The organism is Sediminibacterium salmoneum NBRC 103935 (assembly GCF_000511175.1).
Taxonomy (GTDB): Bacteria; Bacteroidota; Bacteroidia; order Chitinophagales; family Chitinophagaceae; genus Sediminibacterium; species Sediminibacterium salmoneum.
This window is the reverse complement of sequence record NZ_KI866530.1, coordinates 2,112,387-2,131,465: the sequence shown is the minus strand read 5'-3', so window position 1 is coordinate 2,131,465 and position 19,079 is coordinate 2,112,387. Positions and strand designations below refer to the sequence as shown.

At 38.1% G+C, this 19,079-nt stretch carries 19 protein-coding genes; 7 read left to right on the top strand and 12 right to left on the bottom strand.

What is annotated here, in order from left to right:
- Positions 1-24: 24 nt before the first annotated feature.
- The 5 genes from ftsH to P767_RS0109920 are packed head-to-tail and all read left to right on the top strand — an operon-like array spanning position 25 to position 4,984.
- Positions 25-2,046, top strand: coding sequence for an ATP-dependent zinc metalloprotease FtsH (ftsH, locus tag P767_RS16680; protein WP_051417278.1), 2,022 nt, complete (start codon positions 25-27; stop codon positions 2,044-2,046).
- Positions 2,046-2,675: a LutC/YkgG family protein gene (locus P767_RS0109935; protein ID WP_026764380.1), complete on the top strand. Its 630-nt coding sequence runs from the start codon at positions 2,046-2,048 to the stop codon at positions 2,673-2,675. Before ftsH ends, P767_RS0109935 begins: the two co-directional genes overlap by 1 nt.
- Positions 2,676-2,688: 13 nt before the next feature.
- A complete protein-coding gene (locus P767_RS0109930; RefSeq protein ID WP_026764379.1) occupies positions 2,689-3,117 on the top strand; it encodes a gamma-glutamylcyclotransferase family protein in 429 nt (142 codons plus the stop codon).
- The gene (locus P767_RS0109925) at positions 3,114-3,890 is read left to right on the top strand and encodes a UDP-2,3-diacylglucosamine diphosphatase (RefSeq protein WP_216593231.1); all 777 of its coding nucleotides are present in this window, start codon (positions 3,114-3,116) and stop codon (positions 3,888-3,890) included. The genes P767_RS0109930 and P767_RS0109925 overlap by 4 nt, the downstream gene beginning before the upstream one ends.
- On the top strand, positions 3,887-4,984 hold the full coding sequence (locus P767_RS0109920) for a mechanosensitive ion channel family protein (RefSeq protein ID WP_026764377.1): 1,098 nt from the start codon (positions 3,887-3,889) through the stop codon (positions 4,982-4,984). Before P767_RS0109925 ends, P767_RS0109920 begins: the two co-directional genes overlap by 4 nt.
- Here the strand turns inward: P767_RS0109920 and P767_RS0109915 are convergent.
- Entirely contained in the window at positions 4,973-5,377 is a 405-nt protein-coding gene (locus tag P767_RS0109915; RefSeq protein ID WP_245586876.1) for a MerR family transcriptional regulator, read from the bottom strand. The two genes, P767_RS0109920 and P767_RS0109915, sit on opposite strands and share 12 nt — an antisense overlap.
- Entirely contained in the window at positions 5,326-5,691 is a 366-nt protein-coding gene (locus P767_RS0109910) for a hypothetical protein (protein WP_026764376.1), read from the bottom strand. Before P767_RS0109910 ends, P767_RS0109915 begins: the two co-directional genes overlap by 52 nt.
- An 81-nt stretch (positions 5,692-5,772) precedes the next feature.
- Between P767_RS0109910 and P767_RS0109905 the strand changes: the two genes are divergently transcribed.
- Positions 5,773-6,630 carry a 3-hydroxyacyl-CoA dehydrogenase family protein gene (locus P767_RS0109905; RefSeq protein WP_026764375.1) on the top strand — a complete coding sequence of 286 codons (858 nt, stop codon included), beginning with the start codon at positions 5,773-5,775 and terminating at the stop codon, positions 6,628-6,630.
- A 24-nt stretch (positions 6,631-6,654) separates the two neighbouring features.
- Here P767_RS0109905 and P767_RS16675 read toward each other — a convergent pair whose 3' ends face one another.
- Positions 6,655-8,040 (bottom strand): Ig-like domain-containing domain, encoded by a 1,386-nt coding sequence (locus tag P767_RS16675; RefSeq protein WP_172637534.1) that lies wholly within the window; start codon positions 8,038-8,040, stop codon positions 6,655-6,657.
- Between the two features lie 18 nt (positions 8,041-8,058).
- Positions 8,059-11,205 (bottom strand): ATP-dependent helicase, encoded by a 3,147-nt coding sequence (locus P767_RS16670; RefSeq protein ID WP_037351721.1) that lies wholly within the window; start codon positions 11,203-11,205, stop codon positions 8,059-8,061.
- A gap of 51 nt (positions 11,206-11,256) precedes the next feature.
- On the opposite strand from P767_RS16670, the gene P767_RS0109890 reads away from it, so the two are divergent.
- Positions 11,257-11,754, top strand: coding sequence for an SRPBCC family protein (locus P767_RS0109890; RefSeq protein WP_026764374.1), 498 nt, complete (start codon positions 11,257-11,259; stop codon positions 11,752-11,754).
- 23 nt (positions 11,755-11,777) lie between these two features.
- Here P767_RS0109890 and P767_RS16665 read toward each other — a convergent pair whose 3' ends face one another.
- From P767_RS16665 to gcvH, 8 genes are all read right to left on the bottom strand, one after another.
- Positions 11,778-13,253: a glycoside hydrolase family 10-like protein gene (locus P767_RS16665; RefSeq protein ID WP_037352613.1), complete on the bottom strand. Its 1,476-nt coding sequence runs from the start codon at positions 13,251-13,253 to the stop codon at positions 11,778-11,780.
- A 22-nt stretch (positions 13,254-13,275) separates the two neighbouring features.
- Positions 13,276-13,728 (bottom strand): MarR family winged helix-turn-helix transcriptional regulator, encoded by a 453-nt coding sequence (locus P767_RS0109880; protein WP_026764373.1) that lies wholly within the window; start codon positions 13,726-13,728, stop codon positions 13,276-13,278.
- Positions 13,729-13,765: 37 nt separating this feature from the next.
- Complete coding sequence (locus P767_RS0109875; RefSeq protein WP_245586875.1) at positions 13,766-14,677, bottom strand: radical SAM/SPASM domain-containing protein; 912 nt, start codon at positions 14,675-14,677, stop codon at positions 13,766-13,768.
- 409 nt (positions 14,678-15,086) lie between these two features.
- Positions 15,087-15,314 (bottom strand): VanZ family protein, encoded by a 228-nt coding sequence (locus tag P767_RS19160; RefSeq protein ID WP_407636327.1) that lies wholly within the window; start codon positions 15,312-15,314, stop codon positions 15,087-15,089.
- A gap of 127 nt (positions 15,315-15,441) precedes the next feature.
- A complete protein-coding gene (locus P767_RS16660; protein WP_051417276.1) occupies positions 15,442-17,220 on the bottom strand; it encodes an ATP-binding protein in 1,779 nt (592 codons plus the stop codon).
- Between the two features lie 50 nt (positions 17,221-17,270).
- The gene (locus tag P767_RS0109860; RefSeq protein ID WP_026764370.1) at positions 17,271-18,095 is read right to left on the bottom strand and encodes an anti-sigma factor; all 825 of its coding nucleotides are present in this window, start codon (positions 18,093-18,095) and stop codon (positions 17,271-17,273) included.
- Positions 18,092-18,634 carry an RNA polymerase sigma factor gene (locus P767_RS0109855; protein WP_026750861.1) on the bottom strand — a complete coding sequence of 181 codons (543 nt, stop codon included), beginning with the start codon at positions 18,632-18,634 and terminating at the stop codon, positions 18,092-18,094. The genes P767_RS0109860 and P767_RS0109855 overlap by 4 nt, the downstream gene beginning before the upstream one ends.
- A gap of 4 nt (positions 18,635-18,638) precedes the next feature.
- Complete coding sequence (gcvH, locus tag P767_RS0109850) at positions 18,639-19,016, bottom strand: glycine cleavage system protein GcvH (protein WP_026750862.1); 378 nt, start codon at positions 19,014-19,016, stop codon at positions 18,639-18,641.
- Positions 19,017-19,079: the final 63 nt, after the last annotated feature.

Below are 19,079 nucleotides of genomic sequence, written 5' to 3'. Positions count from 1 at the left end.
TTATTATATATCACGAAAGAAGCTATGTCACAAAATAACCCGTTACCAAAAATAAGTCCTGATAAGGGAGATGGTCAAAAGAAAGGGCCGAAGTTTACGATATACTGGATTTATGCCATCATTGCTATCATACTGCTGTCCATGCAGTTTATGCGTATGTCGCCTGACTTGGCTTTGACCAGTCAGCAGGAATTCATTGATCAGATGTTGATTCCCGGGGATGTTCAGAAGATTGATATTGTAAAGAACAAGGAGAAAGTAAGAGTCTATATTAAATCAGATCGCCTTTCCAAAGATTTTTATGTTACCAAATTCAAGAAGGATTTAAGTAAAGAAAAGACAAAGGTTCAGAATGTGCCTTTGTTTGAGTTTGAATTGACCGGAGATGTAAAAAATTTCAAGGACGATTTAAAAGAAGTATATGCATCTCATCCTGAGTTAACCAGGGTTCAGGAGAAAGCAGTAACCGATCCTGAATGGTTTGGCCCTATTTTCAATACAATGCTATCTCTTTTATTCATTATTGGTGCATGGGTATTATTAATGCGTAAAATGGGCGGTGGCGGACCTGGCGGTGGCGGACCCGGCGGCATTTTCAATATTGGAAAATCTAAAGCTACCTTGTTCGACAAGGGGTCAAAAGTAAACATCACATTCGCTGATGTAGCAGGATTAGATGAAGCAAAAGTAGAAGTGATGGAAATTGTAGATTTCCTGAAACAGCCTAAAAAATATACTTCACTGGGGGGTAAGATTCCAAAGGGAGCACTACTGGTGGGTCCTCCGGGAACGGGTAAAACCTTATTGGCCAAAGCCATGGCAGGTGAAGCACAGGTTCCGTTCTTCAGCTTAAGCGGATCAGATTTCGTAGAGATGTTTGTGGGAGTGGGTGCTTCAAGGGTGAGAGACTTATTTAAACAGGCTCGGGAAAAAGCACCATGTATTATTTTCATTGACGAAATTGATGCAATTGGTAGAGCGAGAGGAAGAAATGCCATCATGAGTAATGACGAAAGAGAAAATACACTGAATCAGTTATTGGTGGAAATGGATGGCTTTGGCGGAGACACAGGAATTATTATTCTGGCAGCAACCAACCGACCAGATGTATTAGACAGCGCCTTGTTAAGACCTGGTCGTTTCGACAGACAGATTTCTATTGACAAGCCAGATGTAAAAGGACGTGAAGCAATTTTAAAAGTGCATTTAGGACCCATCAAGGTTTCTGAAACTTTAGACTTGCATAAGCTTGCAGAACAAACACCTGGTTTTGCCGGAGCGGATATTGCAAACGTATGTAATGAAGCAGCATTGATTGCAGCCCGAAAAGGGAAAGATGCGGTGGATATGAGTGATTTCCAGGATGCCATTGACCGTGTAATCGGAGGTTTGGAGAAAAAGAACAAGATTATCGCTCCACACGAAAAATCAATTATTGCCTATCACGAAGCCGGACACGCAGTTTGTGGATGGTTCCTTGAACATGCTTACCCATTATTAAAAGTCACCATCGTTCCAAGAGGTACTGCAGCATTGGGTTATGCACAGTATACCCCAACAGAGCAGTATTTATACAATACAGATCAGTTGATGGATCAGATTTGCATGACATTGGGCGGAAGAGCTGCAGAAGAAATATTCTTCGGAAAAATTTCAACTGGCGCTGCCAATGACTTACAACAAATTACCAGAATAGCTTATAGCATGGTTACAGCCTATGGTATGAATAAGAAAGTGGGCAATGTAAGTTTCTATGATCCATCTCAGGAGAATACTTTTACTAAACCTTACAGTGAAGAAACCGGTAAAATTATTGATGAAGAAGTAAGAGGAATTATAGACCAGGCCTATCAAAGAACACTAGACCTTCTAAGAGAACGAAGAACTGAAGTGGAAAGTCTGGCTAAAGAATTATTAGAGAAAGAAGTATTGCATAAGAGTGATGTTGAAAGCCTGATAGGGAAGCGACCATTTGAAGAGAAAAAAATTCTGGAAGTGGAAGCAGGTGAAAATAATCCCGGTAATGCAGAATCAACAACTATTTAATGTCTACAGCTAGAGAAAATATTTTAAAAAAAATAAAACAGGCACTTGTTACAAAAGTGCCTGTTCCCTTTTCAACCCATACCGAAACACCTGCACTGTTTCAGCCTTCACAAAAAGAACTGGAAATTGAATTTGCAGAACATTTTACCAGTTTGCAGGGTCGTTTCTCATTTTGTGCCAATCAGCATGAACTGAACGAACAAGTAAACCAATTGTTTGCGAGCAGAAAGTGGGAAAAGATCTATTGCATTGACGGGCAAATCCAAAGCATGCTAACAATAAACGGGGTGCCTTTAAAACCTTATAATGATTTAGCTGGTTGCGATGCTTCCATTACAGGATGTGAATTACTGGTTGCAAGAACCGGGAGTATTTTTCTCAGTAACAGTACATCCAGTGGCAGAACAACCAGTGTATATGCACCTGTTCATATATGTATTGCAAAAACATCTCAGCTGGTATATAGTCTGGAAGATGCCCTTTTGAACCTGACGAATAAATATGGCAATCAATTACCTTCTGTGTTAAGTTTAGCTACAGGCCCCAGCAGAACTGCCGATATTGAAAAAACACTGGTAGTAGGGGTTCATGGTCCTAAAGAAGTATATTGTTTTTTAATAGACGAATGAAAATTGGAACCGCATGGAACTAACTTGTCGTAACCTTTTTGTGTATGGATCTTTAAGAAGTGGATTTAATAATCCGGCTTATGGCTATATCAGTAAATATTTCACGCTGATTGGGGAAGCATATATTAAGGGGAATTTGTATCAACTCCCTGATTTTCCTGTTGCTGTACCCTCAGAAGATGATTCATTAATTAAAGGAGAATTATACAGCATCAAAGTAGCTTCGGAATGTTCCTGGGCTTTTGCTCAGTTAGATGATTATGAAGGTGTGCAGGCAGAAGAAGGGGAGCATCCGTTGTATAAAAGGGTACTAACAACTGTTTTGCTAAACGATAATGAAGAAAAAGCCTGGGTATACTGGTACAATGGAAGCATTGAAAATGGTACACGAATAGAAGAATCAGACTTGTTGGCCTATCTAAAACAAAGAGGCCAATTATGATATTGGAGGTTAACAAAAACAAGAAAATTTATTTTCTCTCAGATTTTCATCTGGGAGCACCCGATCATGAGTCCAGTCTGATTCGGGAGAAAAAAGTTGTTCAATTTCTTGAATCTGTAAAATCAACTGCTGCAGCACTGTTTATTGTAGGCGACATTTTTGATTTCTGGTTTGAATATAAAAAAGCAGTGCCTAAAGGATTTACCCGGTTACTGGGAAAACTGGCAGAGCTGAGTGATTCAGGCATCCCCATTACTGTATTTACAGGAAATCATGATTTGTGGATGGATGGGTATTTTGAAAGAGAGCTGAACATAAAAGTATATCATGAGCCACAGCAGTTTGTATGGAATAATAAAAAATTTCTGATAGGTCATGGGGATGGTCTTGGACCCGGAGACCATGGGTACAAATTTTTAAAGAAGGTCTTTACCAATCCCTTATGTAAACGCCTGTTTAGGTTATTGCATCCGGATTTTGGCATAGGACTTGCCAATTATTTCAGCAGAAAAAGCAAAGAGAAAACCGGAACTTCCGACGACCATTTTCTGGGCGAAGAAAATGAATGGCTGATTGTTTATTGTAAGACGGTTTTGAAAGAATCGTATTATGACTATTTTATCTTTGGTCATCGTCATTATCCAATTGATTTTTCTCTTCCCTCAAATAGCAGGTATATTAATCTGGGAGACTGGATTAAAAATTTTACCTATGCTGAGTTTAACGGAGAAGACGTACAATTAAAAAAATTTGAATTACCCAATTCATTATGAAAGAGATACTCAATAAAGTAGTACTGGATAATACAATACAAACTTATCTTACTGTATTATTGATTATACTGGCTATACTATTAATCAAAAGAGTGGTTTCGAAATACCTGGCGAAATTAATGTTCAGGGCAGTAGGCAAAGCTGGCAAGCATGTAGCAAGGGAGTCATTTCTAAATTTGGTTGTACAGCCGCTGGATTATTTTTTACTCTTACTAATTGGGATTATCACACTGGATCAGCTGAAGTTTCCGCAGGTATTAAATGTGAACATTTACAGGGTCTCTCTGAAATCGGTAATTGATGCAATAGCAGACGGCGTTTTGATTTTTGTATTTATCTGGTTGTGTATTCGGATTATTGAGTTCATTGCTATGATATTGGAACAGAAAGCCAATCAAACAGCTGATATGACAGACAACCAGCTGATTATTTTTTTCAAGGATTTCTTTAAGGCAATACTGGTTATCATTGGAATTTTAATGATTCTGCGATTCTCTTTTAATCAGGACATCAGTAATCTATTAACAGGTTTAAGTATTGTGGGTGCTGCTTTGGCATTGGCAACCAGGGAAAGTCTGGAGAATCTGATTGCCTCTTTTATCATTTTCTTTGATAAGCCGTTTAATACAGGAGATCTGGTTAAAGTAAATGGCTTTACAGGTACTATTGAAAAAATTGGTTTGAGAAGTACCCGAATTCGCACTTTAGAAAAAACGTATATTTCTGTTCCCAATAAGCAAATGGTTGATACCATTGTTGATAATATTTCTTTAAGAACGCATAGAAAGGCGGAAATTAAAATTGAAATTGGACTGGAAACAACAACAAGCCAGCTAACCGATCTGATTAATGCAATACACCAATTGTTGACCGTGAAGCAACTGGAAGGAGTTTCTGTTCATCTGGTGGATACAGGTAAAAATGCACATGTAGTAAACATTGAGTACCTGCAATCAGCAGAACAGCCCATGCAGGAATTTCTGCAGGTTAGACAGGAGAGTATGTTGCAAATTATTGCCCAAATGGAGGCACTGAAAATTCCAATGGCAGGGGCGTCAACAGATATTGTTGTTACGAATAAATCAGCGGTCTAAGGAACTTTTGAGTTCAAGTAGAAATTTTTTAAAATTTCCTAAAGTCTGCACCAGCAAAGTCTCTGTATCAATTTTATTTTTATTCGATTTCAGATAGGCTTTTGCTCCTTCAATAGAGAATTTTCTTTGTCTAAGCAACAAGTATATGAGTTGCAGGTTTTTAATGTCTTCTACTCTGAATAACCGATCCCCCTTTCTTGTTTTTCTGGGTTGGAGAATGTCAAATTCATTTTCCCAATATCTTAATAAAGAAGTATTTACCTTAAACCAGGAGGCAACTTCACTAATTGAATAATACAATTTCTGTTTCAGCATTTCATCAGTAGGAATATCAATTAAATCTATCCCTGCATCCATTTCTTTAAAGGATTTCCTTCCTCGTTTGCCAGGCACTTTAACCGTTTTTGCCGGCTTTTCTTTTTTACTTTTACAACAATTTGGTCATTGGCATAGATAACCGGATCTGCTAGAGATTGAGCGCTGAAAACTACAGGTGTTTCACTCGAAGAAAAATTGGAAATTGCTGTAGGTTCAATTTCAATTGTTGTATCAGTATTCGCCTCAATGGAATTTTCCGAGAGAGAAGTTGTACTCTGTTCAATAGATTGAACGGCGGTCTTTTTAACGGGCTGTTTTTTGGGCTTTGCAGGAGGAGCCGTTTCCACGGGCATCCCAAATAAGTCCAGTTGTTGTAACAGATTCGCCATGCTGTAAAATTAGTACCAAAAACGGCTAAAAACTGTAGGGGATAAGCGTTGGTGGAAAAGATGTAAGTATCTTGCAATTCTATGGAAATCAGAAAAATTGAAACTATTGTAGTCTGTGGTGCCGGAACGATGGGAAGTGGAATTGCGCAAGTAGCTGCAACTGCAGGATATCAGGTTGTACAATTCGATTTAAATGAAGCTGTTTTACTTGCATCCAGGCAACGTATCCAAAAGAATCTGGAAAAATCACTCGCGAAAGGAAAAATCACCGAGGATCAATTTCAGGAAACGCTGAATAGAATTCAATTTACCAGCCTCTTGTCTGGCTGCAAGGGCGAATTGATTATAGAAGCCATTATTGAGCAAAAGGATGCCAAAATAAACTTATTCAATCAACTGATTGAAGTAAACGGCCCGGATACTATTCTGGCTTCCAATACATCATCTATTTCTATAGATGCCATTGCTGCCGGAATTCAATATCCGGCTCAGCTGGTTGGTCTGCATTTTTTTAATCCCGCTCCTGTTATGAAACTGGTGGAAATTATTAAGGGGAAAGAAACCAATCCGGCAATTGTTGCAACCCTTGTTGGCTTGGTGCAATCCATGCAAAAAAAGCCGGTAATTTGTAAAGACTCTCCCGGATTCATAGTAAACCGGGTGGCCAGACCTTACTATCTGGAAGCCATGTACCTGGTACAATCCGGACAAACCCATTTTGAACAGGCAGACAAAGTACTGGAAGCCGCTGGATTTAAAATGGGCCCTTTCAGATTAATGGATTTAATAGGATTGGATATTAACTACAGCGTAAGTACCATTGTTTGGGAGGATTTGGGCAAGCCGGAAAGACTAAGACCTTCAGTGGTACAGAAGAACAAGATTGACCAGGGTCAGTTTGGCGTGAAAACAAAAAAAGGTTTTTATGAGTATGAATAAATAAGACCTGAATAAAAGGGTTATTTATAATTCAATATTCACTTCATTATCCCAGTTGGCTCTAACAGAAAGTGGTTTGGATATGAGTTGTACTATTTCCGGTTGACGCTTCACTTTTCCAAAAGCACCTGTATCCCAGACACCGTTTTTATTGGTGTCGTACAATATTCTCATTTCAAAACTACCCGATTTAAATAATTTCCGGATGAGTTCATTCGACGTAAGCGGGATAGATTCAATCAGTTTATCTGTCTGAATAAACTGAAGAATAGGGTTCTTTTGTAAGTTGAGATTCATGAATCTCAACCTGATACTACCGTATTCAATTTCTTTTTTTGTTGTGAATTTCAGGGTGTCCGATTTTATAAGACCTGCTCCTGCAGTATCTTCCAATGCATCTTTCAAAAGAACGAGATTAAATTTGGTTTGCTCCTTCCAAGGAAAATGAACCGACAGGATGGTTTTGGTTGAATCCAGACTGATTTTTGAAGGCTTAACCGCGTTAAAGCCCGAATCTGTAAACAGCAATTTGCTACTGTCTATTTTTCTAATTGGTTTACTAAACTTTAATTCCAGCGGAGATAATAATTCCTGATTGCCATTATCTAGATTATTAGTGAATTTTAAACGGGTATCAGTCTTTGCAACTGGAGTAGTAGCAGCGGCAGCGGCAGTTTGCGTTCCTTTTCTTTTATAGGCTTCAAACACATAGAAAGTATCAGTAATTGTATTTGAATTTATCAGTAATGGATCTGTCCTGAATCCAAAAAGTTTGGTGCTGTCATCGTATTTTTTGGAATAATCATTGGGCAACACAAAAGCCGTATAATAGCCGCCAGATAAATTATTGAATTCAAAAAATCCCTTTCCGTTGATTCTGGTAATATACCTGGGTCTGTTTTTATATATGGCAGTGTCACTGGTATTGTTGTGAAGTATTACAATCAGGGTTGAGTCTATGCTTCCCTTTTCTGCAAGGACAACTTTTCCGCGATAACTGAAATTATCTATTGTATTTCCGGTTGAAAAAACAAATCTGAAATTTTTTAAAATATTCCCTTCGTTTACATCTTTAATGGCATTTCCAAAATTCAACGAGTAGGTGGTATTGACCTCCAGACTGTCTTTGAATTTTATGGTTACATTCCTGAGTTTATTATCAACAATAGGGTTTTCTTTCAGGGTAGGTGAAACAATCAGATTGCTATTTACATCCTGAAGACTCACAAATTCATCAAAGGTTAATGTAATGAGCTTTGGAGTAACATTTAATGCAGAATCTCTGGGGAGAGCAGACACGAGCACAGGAGGCAAACTGTCTCTGGCACCCCCGCTGGGTGGTATAATATTGGCACAGGAAGTAAAGAAAAAAGCAATAATCAGTATTATCCAGTGTGTTCTATGATTCATTATCTGCATTAAACAAAATTAATAGGTTTCCGTGTTGTTTTCCAGCTCCTCCGGATTTAGTTCCGACAAAGAAACATTGAGTTCATTGGATTTAACAAACTGACACCAGTGACAGTCTTCTTTACCACAGCCGGTATAAAAATCGTGAGCCTGTATTTTTTCCCAGACACGGGTAATTTGATTCTTTACTGTTTCAATATCCTGTTCGCTGATATTTACCGTTACTTTTCTGTAGTTTTTCTTGTTGTCTGGTTCTACAAAATCGAACTCGCTGCTTATCACCTTCCAGTCTTTTTGCTCATAATTATCTACCAGAATTTTATAGAATACTGCTTGTCTCCAATAGTCCCCGCCATTGGGTTGCTTATCGTCAGGAGGTAAAACCTTGTCTTTAGCCTTTTCTATATCTCCTGTTTTATAATCTACTACATTCACCATTTTTCCATTGAACTCCAGTTTATCTAACTTTCCTTTAATAGGCACACTGTTCACAACAACATTATTGATATTCCTTTCAATCACAACTATTTTATTCCACTTGTCAATATATGCTTCCCGATAGTTCTGTAATACTTCCTGCCCGTATTCCATTCTTCTTTTATATTGTTCCGGAGTAAAGCTTTTTTTGTTTTTCAACATGTATTCTTCAAAATACTTAACAAGAGATTCTTTAGGTGGAAACTCCTGCTTGTCTAGCATATACTGGAAATATCTTTGTAGGGCTTCGTGGATGGCTGAACCAAATTCGGTAGCTTCTGATTTGCCGGAAGGCACTCTTACCAGGTTATTATAGTAGAATTGAAGCGGACATTTTAAGTAATTATTGAGTGCGGTTACATTCATTACAAATTTCTGCAGCACCTGTTCAATGAATGCCGCTTCTGCTTTTTCAATAGAAGGCAATACAGATTCCTGGTACTGCAAAGCGGTAAAATCAGCAACTATGGCATCTTCCAGATTAACCGGTATTATTTCTACCTCTTTCTGATCCTGTATTTCAGCTATGAACATAGAAGGCTCAATGGGTTTGCCATCCAGTTTAAACTGACTAAAAGAAATATTGAGGTGCTTTTCAGCTCTTGTTAATGCAACATAAAACAGTCTTCTTAGTTCTTCCTCATCACTGGTAACTGGCTGAGAAGCAAATAGGGTATCGGGCATGGTATATCCCCCACCCGGTTTCCTCTTTTTTTCCCAATAACTTGCATTGCAACCCATGAAAAAAACATATTCAAATTCAAGACCCTTGGATCCGTGTGCAGTCATCAGGTTTACGCCCTTTTCACTACCGGTAACTTTTTTTAGTGGGAGCCTGATTTTTTCCTTTTGCATTAAATTAATCAGTTCTACCAGTCTTTTCAGGCTCAGTGATGGATTTCGATTGGTCTCCTCTTTTATATAATTGAAAAATGCGGTTAGTTCCTGAAGTAAAGCATGTTTTTCAGGGTGCTGCATAATGTAGTTAATGATACCTGTGTCCCGGATAATATTATCAAAGAGATTGATCAATGTTACATTTGGAACATCACCTATTAATTTTTCAAGACTACTGATTGCTTTTTGCAGGCCGGGAATGGGTGTGCTGAATAAATCTTTTGGAGGTTGACTCAGTAAATCAGAAAGATAGGCCCTCAAACTTATTCTGGGTCTTTTATCGGCCACTGTTGCAGAAAGTTTAGCTATTTCAATAGAAGGAATGCCAAACCAGTTAAAGTGTAAAATCTCAAAAAGCAATTCATCCTCACTAAAGGGAATTGTTGTTTCAGAGGACAGGTAATCTAGTATGGAAATTATTTTCCGGGTTAAGGGCAGGTCCAGAATATTCAAATCCCGCTTACTATAAACCGGAATTTTATATAAGCTTAAGTATTGGGTGAGTGATTCTCCAAATTTGTTTTCTTTATAAATAACACCAATTCTTCCTGGCTGGATTCCATTTTTAATAAGTTGGGCTACTTCCAGTGTTATGCCAATCATTTCGTGGTGTTCGCTGGGATAGCTTAGTATTCTTGGCCGTTCGTTTACATTCAGCAAACTTTGATTGCTTGTTTTTAATTCTTTACTCAGACCGGGGATTTTTTTAACCAGCCTTTCCTGGTTCCTGTCTATCAGCGTTTTTGCTATATTTAAAATAGGTTGTGTGGAACGATAATTATCTGTAAGCACAACGGTTTTTAAGTCCTTGCTATAGGCATCAGTAAACTTTTCCATATTCTCAATATTCGCGCCCTGAAAACGATAAATACTCTGATCGTCATCACCTACTACAAAAACATTGGGCTGTTCCCAATAATTAATCAATAATTCAACCAGGCTATTTTGGGTTCCACTGGTGTCCTGGTATTCGTCAACCAGAATATATTGAAACTGTTCCTGATAATTGGCAAGTAACAATCTGTTCTCTTTAAATGCCTGAAGAACCCAAAGTATCATATCATCGAAATCATAACGATTTCTTTTTTTCATTAAGGAAATAAAACGATCAAACTCATTTACAGCTGCCCGGAGTTTTTCCATTTTTTCTGTAACAAGATCAATCTGGTTTTGCTTCAGGTCGCCTTTCTTGAACTGTTTGTATGCTCTTTGATAAACAAATTCATCTCTATTTGGCAAATCAAGCAGATAGCTATCAATGGCTGAGTTAATCATTCCCGTATCCCAGCCTTCTCTTTTCATATTACTGAAAAGATTCTTCAAATTATTAATCTCAAAATAAACATCGCCTCTGTATCGCTTCAAGGGATGATTTTTAGGGAATCCATCTATCAATTCCTTAAAAACTTCTATACTCTCTAATTCTGAAATGGGTTCTAATGTAGATTTCTCAAATAGGGATAAATTATCCTGTATAATATCATTGCAGAATGAATGAAAAGTATGAATATGAACTTTATAAGCATCCGGTCCAATAAATCGGATTAATCTTTTGCGCATGGCAACCGTTCCTGCATCGGTATAGGTTAGGCAGAGAATATTTTCAGGGTTCGCATCTGTTTCCAGCAAAATTTTTCCAATACGGGCACTTAGTATTTGTGTTTTGCCGGTACCCGGGCCAGCAATAACCATAACGGGTCCCTCCAGTGTATCTACCGCCTGTTTCTGGGCCTGATTTAAAGCAGCATATATTTCTTCAAAATAGGCTTTTTGTTCTTCTTTGGTTATCATACTATAAAGATACCATGAACCTTCTTAAGCAAATACTGTTATTATGATAATATGTCTAGAGTTTACAGCATTAAAACCGTTCAGAAAATTCCAATTAGCCTGCATCAGGCCTGGGAATTTTTCAGCAAGCCCGATAATCTGAAAGAAATCACTCCTTCCAATCTGGGGTTTAATATTATCAGCAAGCATCATGGTCCAACCATGTACTCAGGCCAAATAATAGAATATACAGTAAAGCCCATCCTGGGAATTCCATTGTATTGGATGACCGAAATAACGCATGTAACCGATCGCAAATTTTTTGTGGATGAGCAACGTTTTGGTCCCTACAGCTTATGGCATCATCAGCATCACTTTAAAGAAATTGAAGGGGGGGTTGAAATGACTGATATTGTACACTATAAAATACCTTTCTGGATTTTAGGTGATATAGCACAGTTTATCATGGTTAAAAGCCAACTCAAAGGAATATTCAACCACCGGTATAAAGCGGTAGAAGAAAGGTTTGGGGCATGGCCTGGAGCCAATAATGTCGTTGTTTTTGGGTAGTTTTTCTTGTGAAAAACCACAGTCTATTTCAAGGCTTTTAGTGCACTGACATTATTGTTAACATCAATGGTTGCAATGAATAGCTTAGTTCCATTTACATCAGGAACCTTGTTTAAATCAATGGTGGCCTCCTTTTCTGTTACTATCAGTTGTAATAACTGACTATTGATGAACTTTACTTCTTTGCCTGCGGGTACACTGAAAATGCCAAAGCCTCTGATTTTAAGAGGACCGTTGTAAACAATGGTAGCATTATTTGCATTTTGTGTAATGGCAGGCTGGTCAGGGGCATCGTTGTTTAACCAGGGCATCGGGGGCACAAGGGCGGGATGATGGTAATAATTATTTCTTAAACTGTCATTCCATCCATTCAGGTTTTTCTCGAATGTTTTACTGCTAAAATAAACACTGCCCTGGGTGGTAGGGTATTTACGCAATTCTTTTATTTGATCTGGAATCTGATTTTTATCTTTCCATGCCTCATTACTGCCTCCTCTGTATATTCCGTGTCCTATATAAATATGTTTGCCATATCCATTTTCATTCCACCACTTTAATAAAACATCATAATCGGCTAGTTTGTGACCACGCTCCCAATACAACTGTGGTGTTACATAATCAATCCATCCCTTGCTTAACCAAAGTAAAATATCGGCGTATAGATCATCGTAATTGGTCTGGCCTGCTTTTGTTTCACTTCCCATTGGGTCCTGACTTTTATTTCTCCAAACACCAAAGGGACTGATTCCAAATTTTACTCTGGGATTGGTAGAACGGATAGCTCTGTGTATGTCTACAATAATACTGTCGCAATTGCTTCTTCTCCAGGAATCTTTGCTAAGTCCGGTTCCATATTTTTCAAAAGTTTTTTGATCCGGAAATTCCTTTCCGGGAATTCTGTAAGGGTAAAAATAATCATCCATATGAATCGCATCCAGATCATAGCGGTTCAGTAAATCCTTTACTACTCTTACTGTATGTTGCCTAACTTCCGGCAATCCAGGGTTGAAGTATTTTTTGTCACCATATACCACAAACCAATCCGGATGAATCTTTGTAACATGTGAAGGGGCAACCGAAGATTTGAAAACATTAAAAACTGCCCTGTATGGATTCAGCCAGGCGTGAAATTCCATTCCCCTTTTATGGGTTTCGGAAATCATGAATTCTAATGGATCGTAGAAAGGGTTGGGAGGTAGTCCCTGCTTTCCTGTTAAATATTCACTCCAGGGTTCGTATTGGGATGGATAAAATGCATCACCAGTCGGTCTGATTTGCATTACAATTGCATTCATTCCATTGGATTGATGCAAATCGAGTAATCTGATAAAACTGGCTTTTTGCTCTGCAACCGAAAGATTTCTTTTGGATGGCCAGTCAATATTTTCTACAGTGGCAATCCAGACGCCCCTGAATTCATAATTCGGAGAACTTTGTGTAAATCCAATCTGGGAATTGAAAACTATAATAATTAAGAGGATAAGGAACCGGTTTTTCATGCTATGAAGATAAGTCATCTCCTTAAATCTTCTCTCTCATTTTATCGAGTAAATTACTTAATCCGGCAGCTTCTTCCGGGCTCAGATTTTGCAGAATGGCATCCAGTTCTTCATTTTTCTGATCCAGTCTTTTTAATAATTCAAGGCCAGAATCAGCAATACTCACATCAACCAAACGCTTATCGATAGCGCTGGTTTTTTTCTCAACCAATTCTTTTTTTACCAGACGTTCTACAATTCTACTGGTATCACTCATTTTATCAAGCATTCTTTCTCTTATCTGGAGTGTGCTCAATGGTTTTTTACTACCTCTTAGTATGCGGAGGATATTGTATTGCTGTGGTGTTATATCTTCTTCCTGTAAAATGTTTTTAATTTTCTCGGTAATCCAGTTGGTAGAAAAAATCAGGTTAATGGACAGTTTCTGATAAATACTTCTGAAATTTTCCTGTTGAATATCTTTATCTATTCCCATGCTGTTAAAGGTAAAAATTAAAGTACAAACATTCCCGCTAATCTTCCCAAACGCTAAGCCCTTCGCTGCAATTCGAGCAGATATCAATATTTTTTCTACTATTTAAAATTTCAGTGCGGAATTGATGATAATTACTGTTTTTCCAGGTGTCTCTGAAACTTTGGGTTTTCAGGTTACCTAGCTGGTGCATGGCATCCTTATCGAAACAACAGGGAACCACCAAACCATCCCAGGTTATTACATTGGCATGCCAAAGTTTCCAGCAGTAGTTTTTAAGGCCACTTTTCACTTTCATTTTACCGTCTTTGCCTTTTTTGTATCTGCTGTATTTATTATTTGTAGGGATGAGCTGATTGGGATCTTCTTCATAATTATATACCTGAGCCGTCTTAAATCGGACCTGATCTACCCCAATTTCTTTTCCTAATGTTTTTATTTCTTCAATCTGGTGTTCATTGGGTTTTACCACCAGGAATTGAAAAAAAACAAACGGAGTTTTGCTATTGAGTTCTTTTTTCCATTTCACAATATTTCTGGCTCCTTCAATTACTTTATTGAGTTTACCTCCCACTCTGTATTGCTGATAAACATCCTGAGTAGTTCCATCTATGGAGATAATTAGTCTGTCTAATCCACTTTCAACCGTTTTTCTGGCATTTTCGTCCGTTAGATAATGGGCATTGGAAGAGGTAGCTGTATACATGCCCTTTTTATTTGCATACTGGACCATTTCCAGGAAATGAGGGTTTAAATAGGGCTCCCCCTGGAAATAAAAAATTAAATAAAGAAGTTCCGGCGCAATATCATCGATGGTTTGTTGAAAAAAATCTTTCTGTAACATACCAGTAGGCCGGGTAAATTCTCTAAGTCCGCTGGGACATTCCGGACACCTTAAATTACAGGAAGTAGTGGGCTCAAATGAGATAGATACAGGCATTCCCCATTGCACGGGCCTGGAAATTAACCTGGAAAGCCAAAAACTGGAATAAACAAGGATACCGTTCCATAGCCGTTTAAGCGTAAGCTTTGATAGTAAATTTAGGCTGTCGTTCAGGTTGAAATAGGTCATTTTCAAAAATACTCAATTCAATTTGTTGATTTCATTAAAATTATTTCTTATCTTAAGATTGCTTAAATCTTGCCATTTAACAGTTCTTTATTAAACAGATTCATGATTGCTGCGTCTATTATACAAAGCGCTACTAATTAATCCAGCATGATTAGTGAATCCTTAACAGTTAAGAAATTGGTTTGGCATAGCGTTTGAATTAAATAAGTAAAGAATAGCAGTTCTATACATTTTTCTCATAAGCAGTTAGTTTTGGTTGAGGCCCCTGTTTCCACAGGGGCCAACTTTTTTACAGACGCCTTATGATGAACCTGAATCCAAGAAATATCAGACAGCCCGCCAGATCTGCCAGAATATCCAGCAATTCAAATGATCGTCCGAGTATGAAATTGACTTGAATAAATTCAATTATAATACCGTAAAAAGCCATTATGATTACAATGGTTGCAGCAATTCTTTTTTCAAAAGCAGGAAAAATATTTACTAGCCATAAGTAAGCTGAGGAGCATAAAGAAATAAAAATTCCTGCATGGATCAGTTTGTCGAATTGTGGAATATTAAACCAATAGATTCTTGGTACTTTGCTGGCTGGCAAAGTAAAGACGATAAAGCTGGTGATAAATAACAGAATGAATAAAATGGCTTTAATGGGTCCATTTTTCCAGTACTTTCCTAAGTTGATCAATGGTAAATGGTTTGGTAACAATGTCTTTCATGCCAAGCTGTAAATACTCTGCTTCTGCTTCTTTTACAGCATTTGCAGTCATTGCTATTATGATAGGAACTTTTGCTCTTCCGCTGTTCAGAATTCTTTGTGTAGCTTCAATGCCATCCATTTCAGGCATATGGATATCCATGAAAACAAGGTCGTAATCGTATTTGGCTGTCATTTCAACTGCTTCCTTTCCATTGTTGGCAATTTCAATGATATACCCGATTTTTTTAAACATTTTGGTAGCCAGTAGCTGATTCATATTATTGTCTTCAGCTACCAGCATTTTTAAAGGTTTTATTTCTGCTCCGCTGATTGCACCTGCGGCATTTCTTTGCTGAGGTTGTTGACTTTTTCTTACCAGGTTAATCTGAACCGGAATAATAAATTTGAAAGTAGACCCTTTACCCAATTCACTTTCCACCCAGATTCTGCCACCCATTTCTTCAATGATTTTTCTGCAGATGGAAAGTCCCAAACCGGTGCCGCTGTGTTTACGCGTAGCAGTAGAATCAATTTGAGTAAATGGGATAAAAAGAGACTGAATATTTTCTTCACTAATACCAATGCCTGTATCGCTAACAGCAAAATGAAGCTCTTGTAAAGATTCGTCAATCATATTGGCGCTAACTTCCAGCTTTATTTCTCCGGTTTCAGTGAATTTAATGGCATTACCTACCAGATTAATCAGTACCTGCTTAATTCTGCTCTCATCGGCAATAATCTCCGACTCTACGCCCGACTGAACGGCAGCGCTTAAATTAATATTTTTTTTAAGCGAGATTAATCTCGGAGAACTGATGGCCGTAACCTGCTGAATAATATTTTCCAGATTACAGGGACCTTCAAACAATTCCAGTTTATCAGCCTCAATCTTTGAAATATCCAGTACATCATTCACTATTTCCAGTAAATGCGTACTACTCGATTTTAAAGAAAGCATTAACTCTTCCTGCTCTGCATTTAGCGTGGTATGTTGCAATAAATCAATTGTTCCAATAATTCCGTTCAGTGGTGTCCTGATTTCATGACTCATATTGGCCAGGAATCTGGATTTGGCCTTTGTGGCTTCTTCTGCCTGTTGCTTGGTTTCTGATAAGTATTCCCTGGACTCTTCCAGATCAATGGATTTCTTAATCAGGTTATCCCTGTCCATGTCATAAGTTCGCTTATATAAGCTAACGCTAATAGAGATGATCAGCAGATAAAGTATGGTACTGATTAAAATATCCGTATGCTTTATTTTTTCATTCGGGTATTTAACCAACCATTCGGGGTGTTGTAATTCCAGCCAATACAAAGTCAGGATAATGCCAATTGTTACGATAATGAATAAAAGATGGTAACGCTTCGGCAAAATCATCATGGCAGCAACCACACTCATCAGATATGCAGTCTTTGTTGGACCCTCAATACCCCCGTTGCTAAACCAGATGGGAATAAAAAACAAAAGACTGAAAACAATATAGACCAACCCAATCGGAACAAATTTCTCCTGATAGCGGGAAATGTAAAAAACATAAAAGGAAATCATCGCAATGCTCAAAAGCATGCTTAATAAAAGGGAATCTCTTTCCAGTAAAATATTACTGGCCAGACTGATTGTCATTGCAATAAAAACAAGAAAGGAAACCAGGTTAAAGATTTTATTCTCCAGTGAAATCACTGCTTTCTTTAAGCCCAGTATTTTTTTAATTTGATCTGCGTTCATATAAATAATACAGAATAAAGATAACCGTAATTCACCACTCTATATAAATTCTATCCAACCTTTCCTGCTACATACATTTCGCTAAGAGTAGGCGATGAGCTGCCACCTTCCTTTTCAAGGGTAATGGCAAACATGGAAGCAGTTGGTATATTTTTCATTTTACACAATCCGGCACAGTCTCCCATAACTCCTGCATCTACCGGCTTGCCATCAACAATTGCCCAAAGCTGGTATTGTTTTCCCTGAGCGGGCTGAGGTAGTTTATTGGGCAGGAGGTAAACATCTTTTGATTTTGCATCCCAGAAAACAGTGGCATAATTGGCTTCCTTTCCGGGAACGCCAGGCATGGCTATTTTTTGCATGTTAGGGTCAGCCATCATTTGCATGCTGTTGAAAAGATCCAGACTCTTGGTTTGTATAATCTGATTATTGGCTTGCAAAGTATTTTTTTCAATTAAAAGCGCCTGATATTGCTGCGTAGTTTCGGTAAACTTACTGTAGAAATAAATGTTCAGGCCTCCGCTAATGACCAGTAAAATAATTGCTGCGGCAGCAAAATAGCGGCTGAAGCTATTCATAGCTGCAACAGTAGTTGGCTGAGTTGGCAGAACTGTTTGATTGAGTTCTTCTGGTAAATTTGTTTTTGCGAAAGAAGATTCCAATTCTTTAAATAAGGCCTTTTTTACGCCTGGAGGTGGCGGAATAGCATGGGCTATTGCGTTTTTTTCCAAGGTCTCTTCAAACGCAGTCAAAGCTGCTTTAATTTCAGGAAACTGAAGGCAAAGTTTCTCCAGTTCCGCAGCTTCCTCCGGACTGGCCATGCCTAACACATAGGTCTCAATGATGCCACTTTCTATGTATTCCCTTGTATTCAATCTTTTATCAATTTATGCAATTCTTTTAATGCTGCCCTCAGCCTTGTCTTAACGGTACCAAGCGGTATATCCAGCATTTTGGCCATTTCATCCTGGGTATATCCTTCAAAATAGGCCAGTTTAATCAGGACACTCCATTCTGGTTTAAGCTGATTCACCCATTTGCGAAGATTCAGATCATCTGAAGCTATGTTAACAGACCCTGCTGATTCATATACGGTTTCGGAGAGCGATTGGTTTTGCTGACTTTTTTGAAAGCCCTTACTTCTTGTTGTATCAATGGCCGCATTTCGGGCAATATTTAACATCCATGTATACAAACGGCCCTTACTGCTATCGTAAGAGCCGATTTGTCTGAATATTTTAACGAAAACTTCCTGTAAGGTATCAGCAGCTATTTCCGAATCGGAAACAATACTCAGAATACTATGGTAAAGTGCTCCTGAATAATGGTCGTACAAATAACTGAAGGCGGCTTCATTTCGCTGCGTTAACAACAAAACAAGTTCTGCTTCTGTATATTGTTGATTTGGATTCAAATGATTATCCTACAAGGGCTTCGTAAGCTTCTTTGGTCATTAATCCATCCACGCTGGAAGGATCTGCAACAGTCATTTTAATCATCCAACCATCACCATATGGATCAGTGTTTACTAATTCAGGTTGTTTCTCCAATAAAGGATTTACTTCAGAGATGGTGCCGGTAACAGGTAAAAACAAATCACTTACTGTTTTAACTGCTTCAACGGTACCAAAAACCTCTTCAGCAGATAATTCTTTACCAACGGTGTTGATGTCTACATATACAATATCACCCAATTCATGCTGGGCAAAATCAGTAATACCAATGGTGGCAACATTGCCTTCCAATTTAATCCATTCGTGGTCTTTCGTGTAACGTAGTTCAGCTGGGAAATTCATATCGCTTTGTTTTAATTATGCAAATATTCAATAAAAAACGAAGGCAGAAAATTAAAAATGATA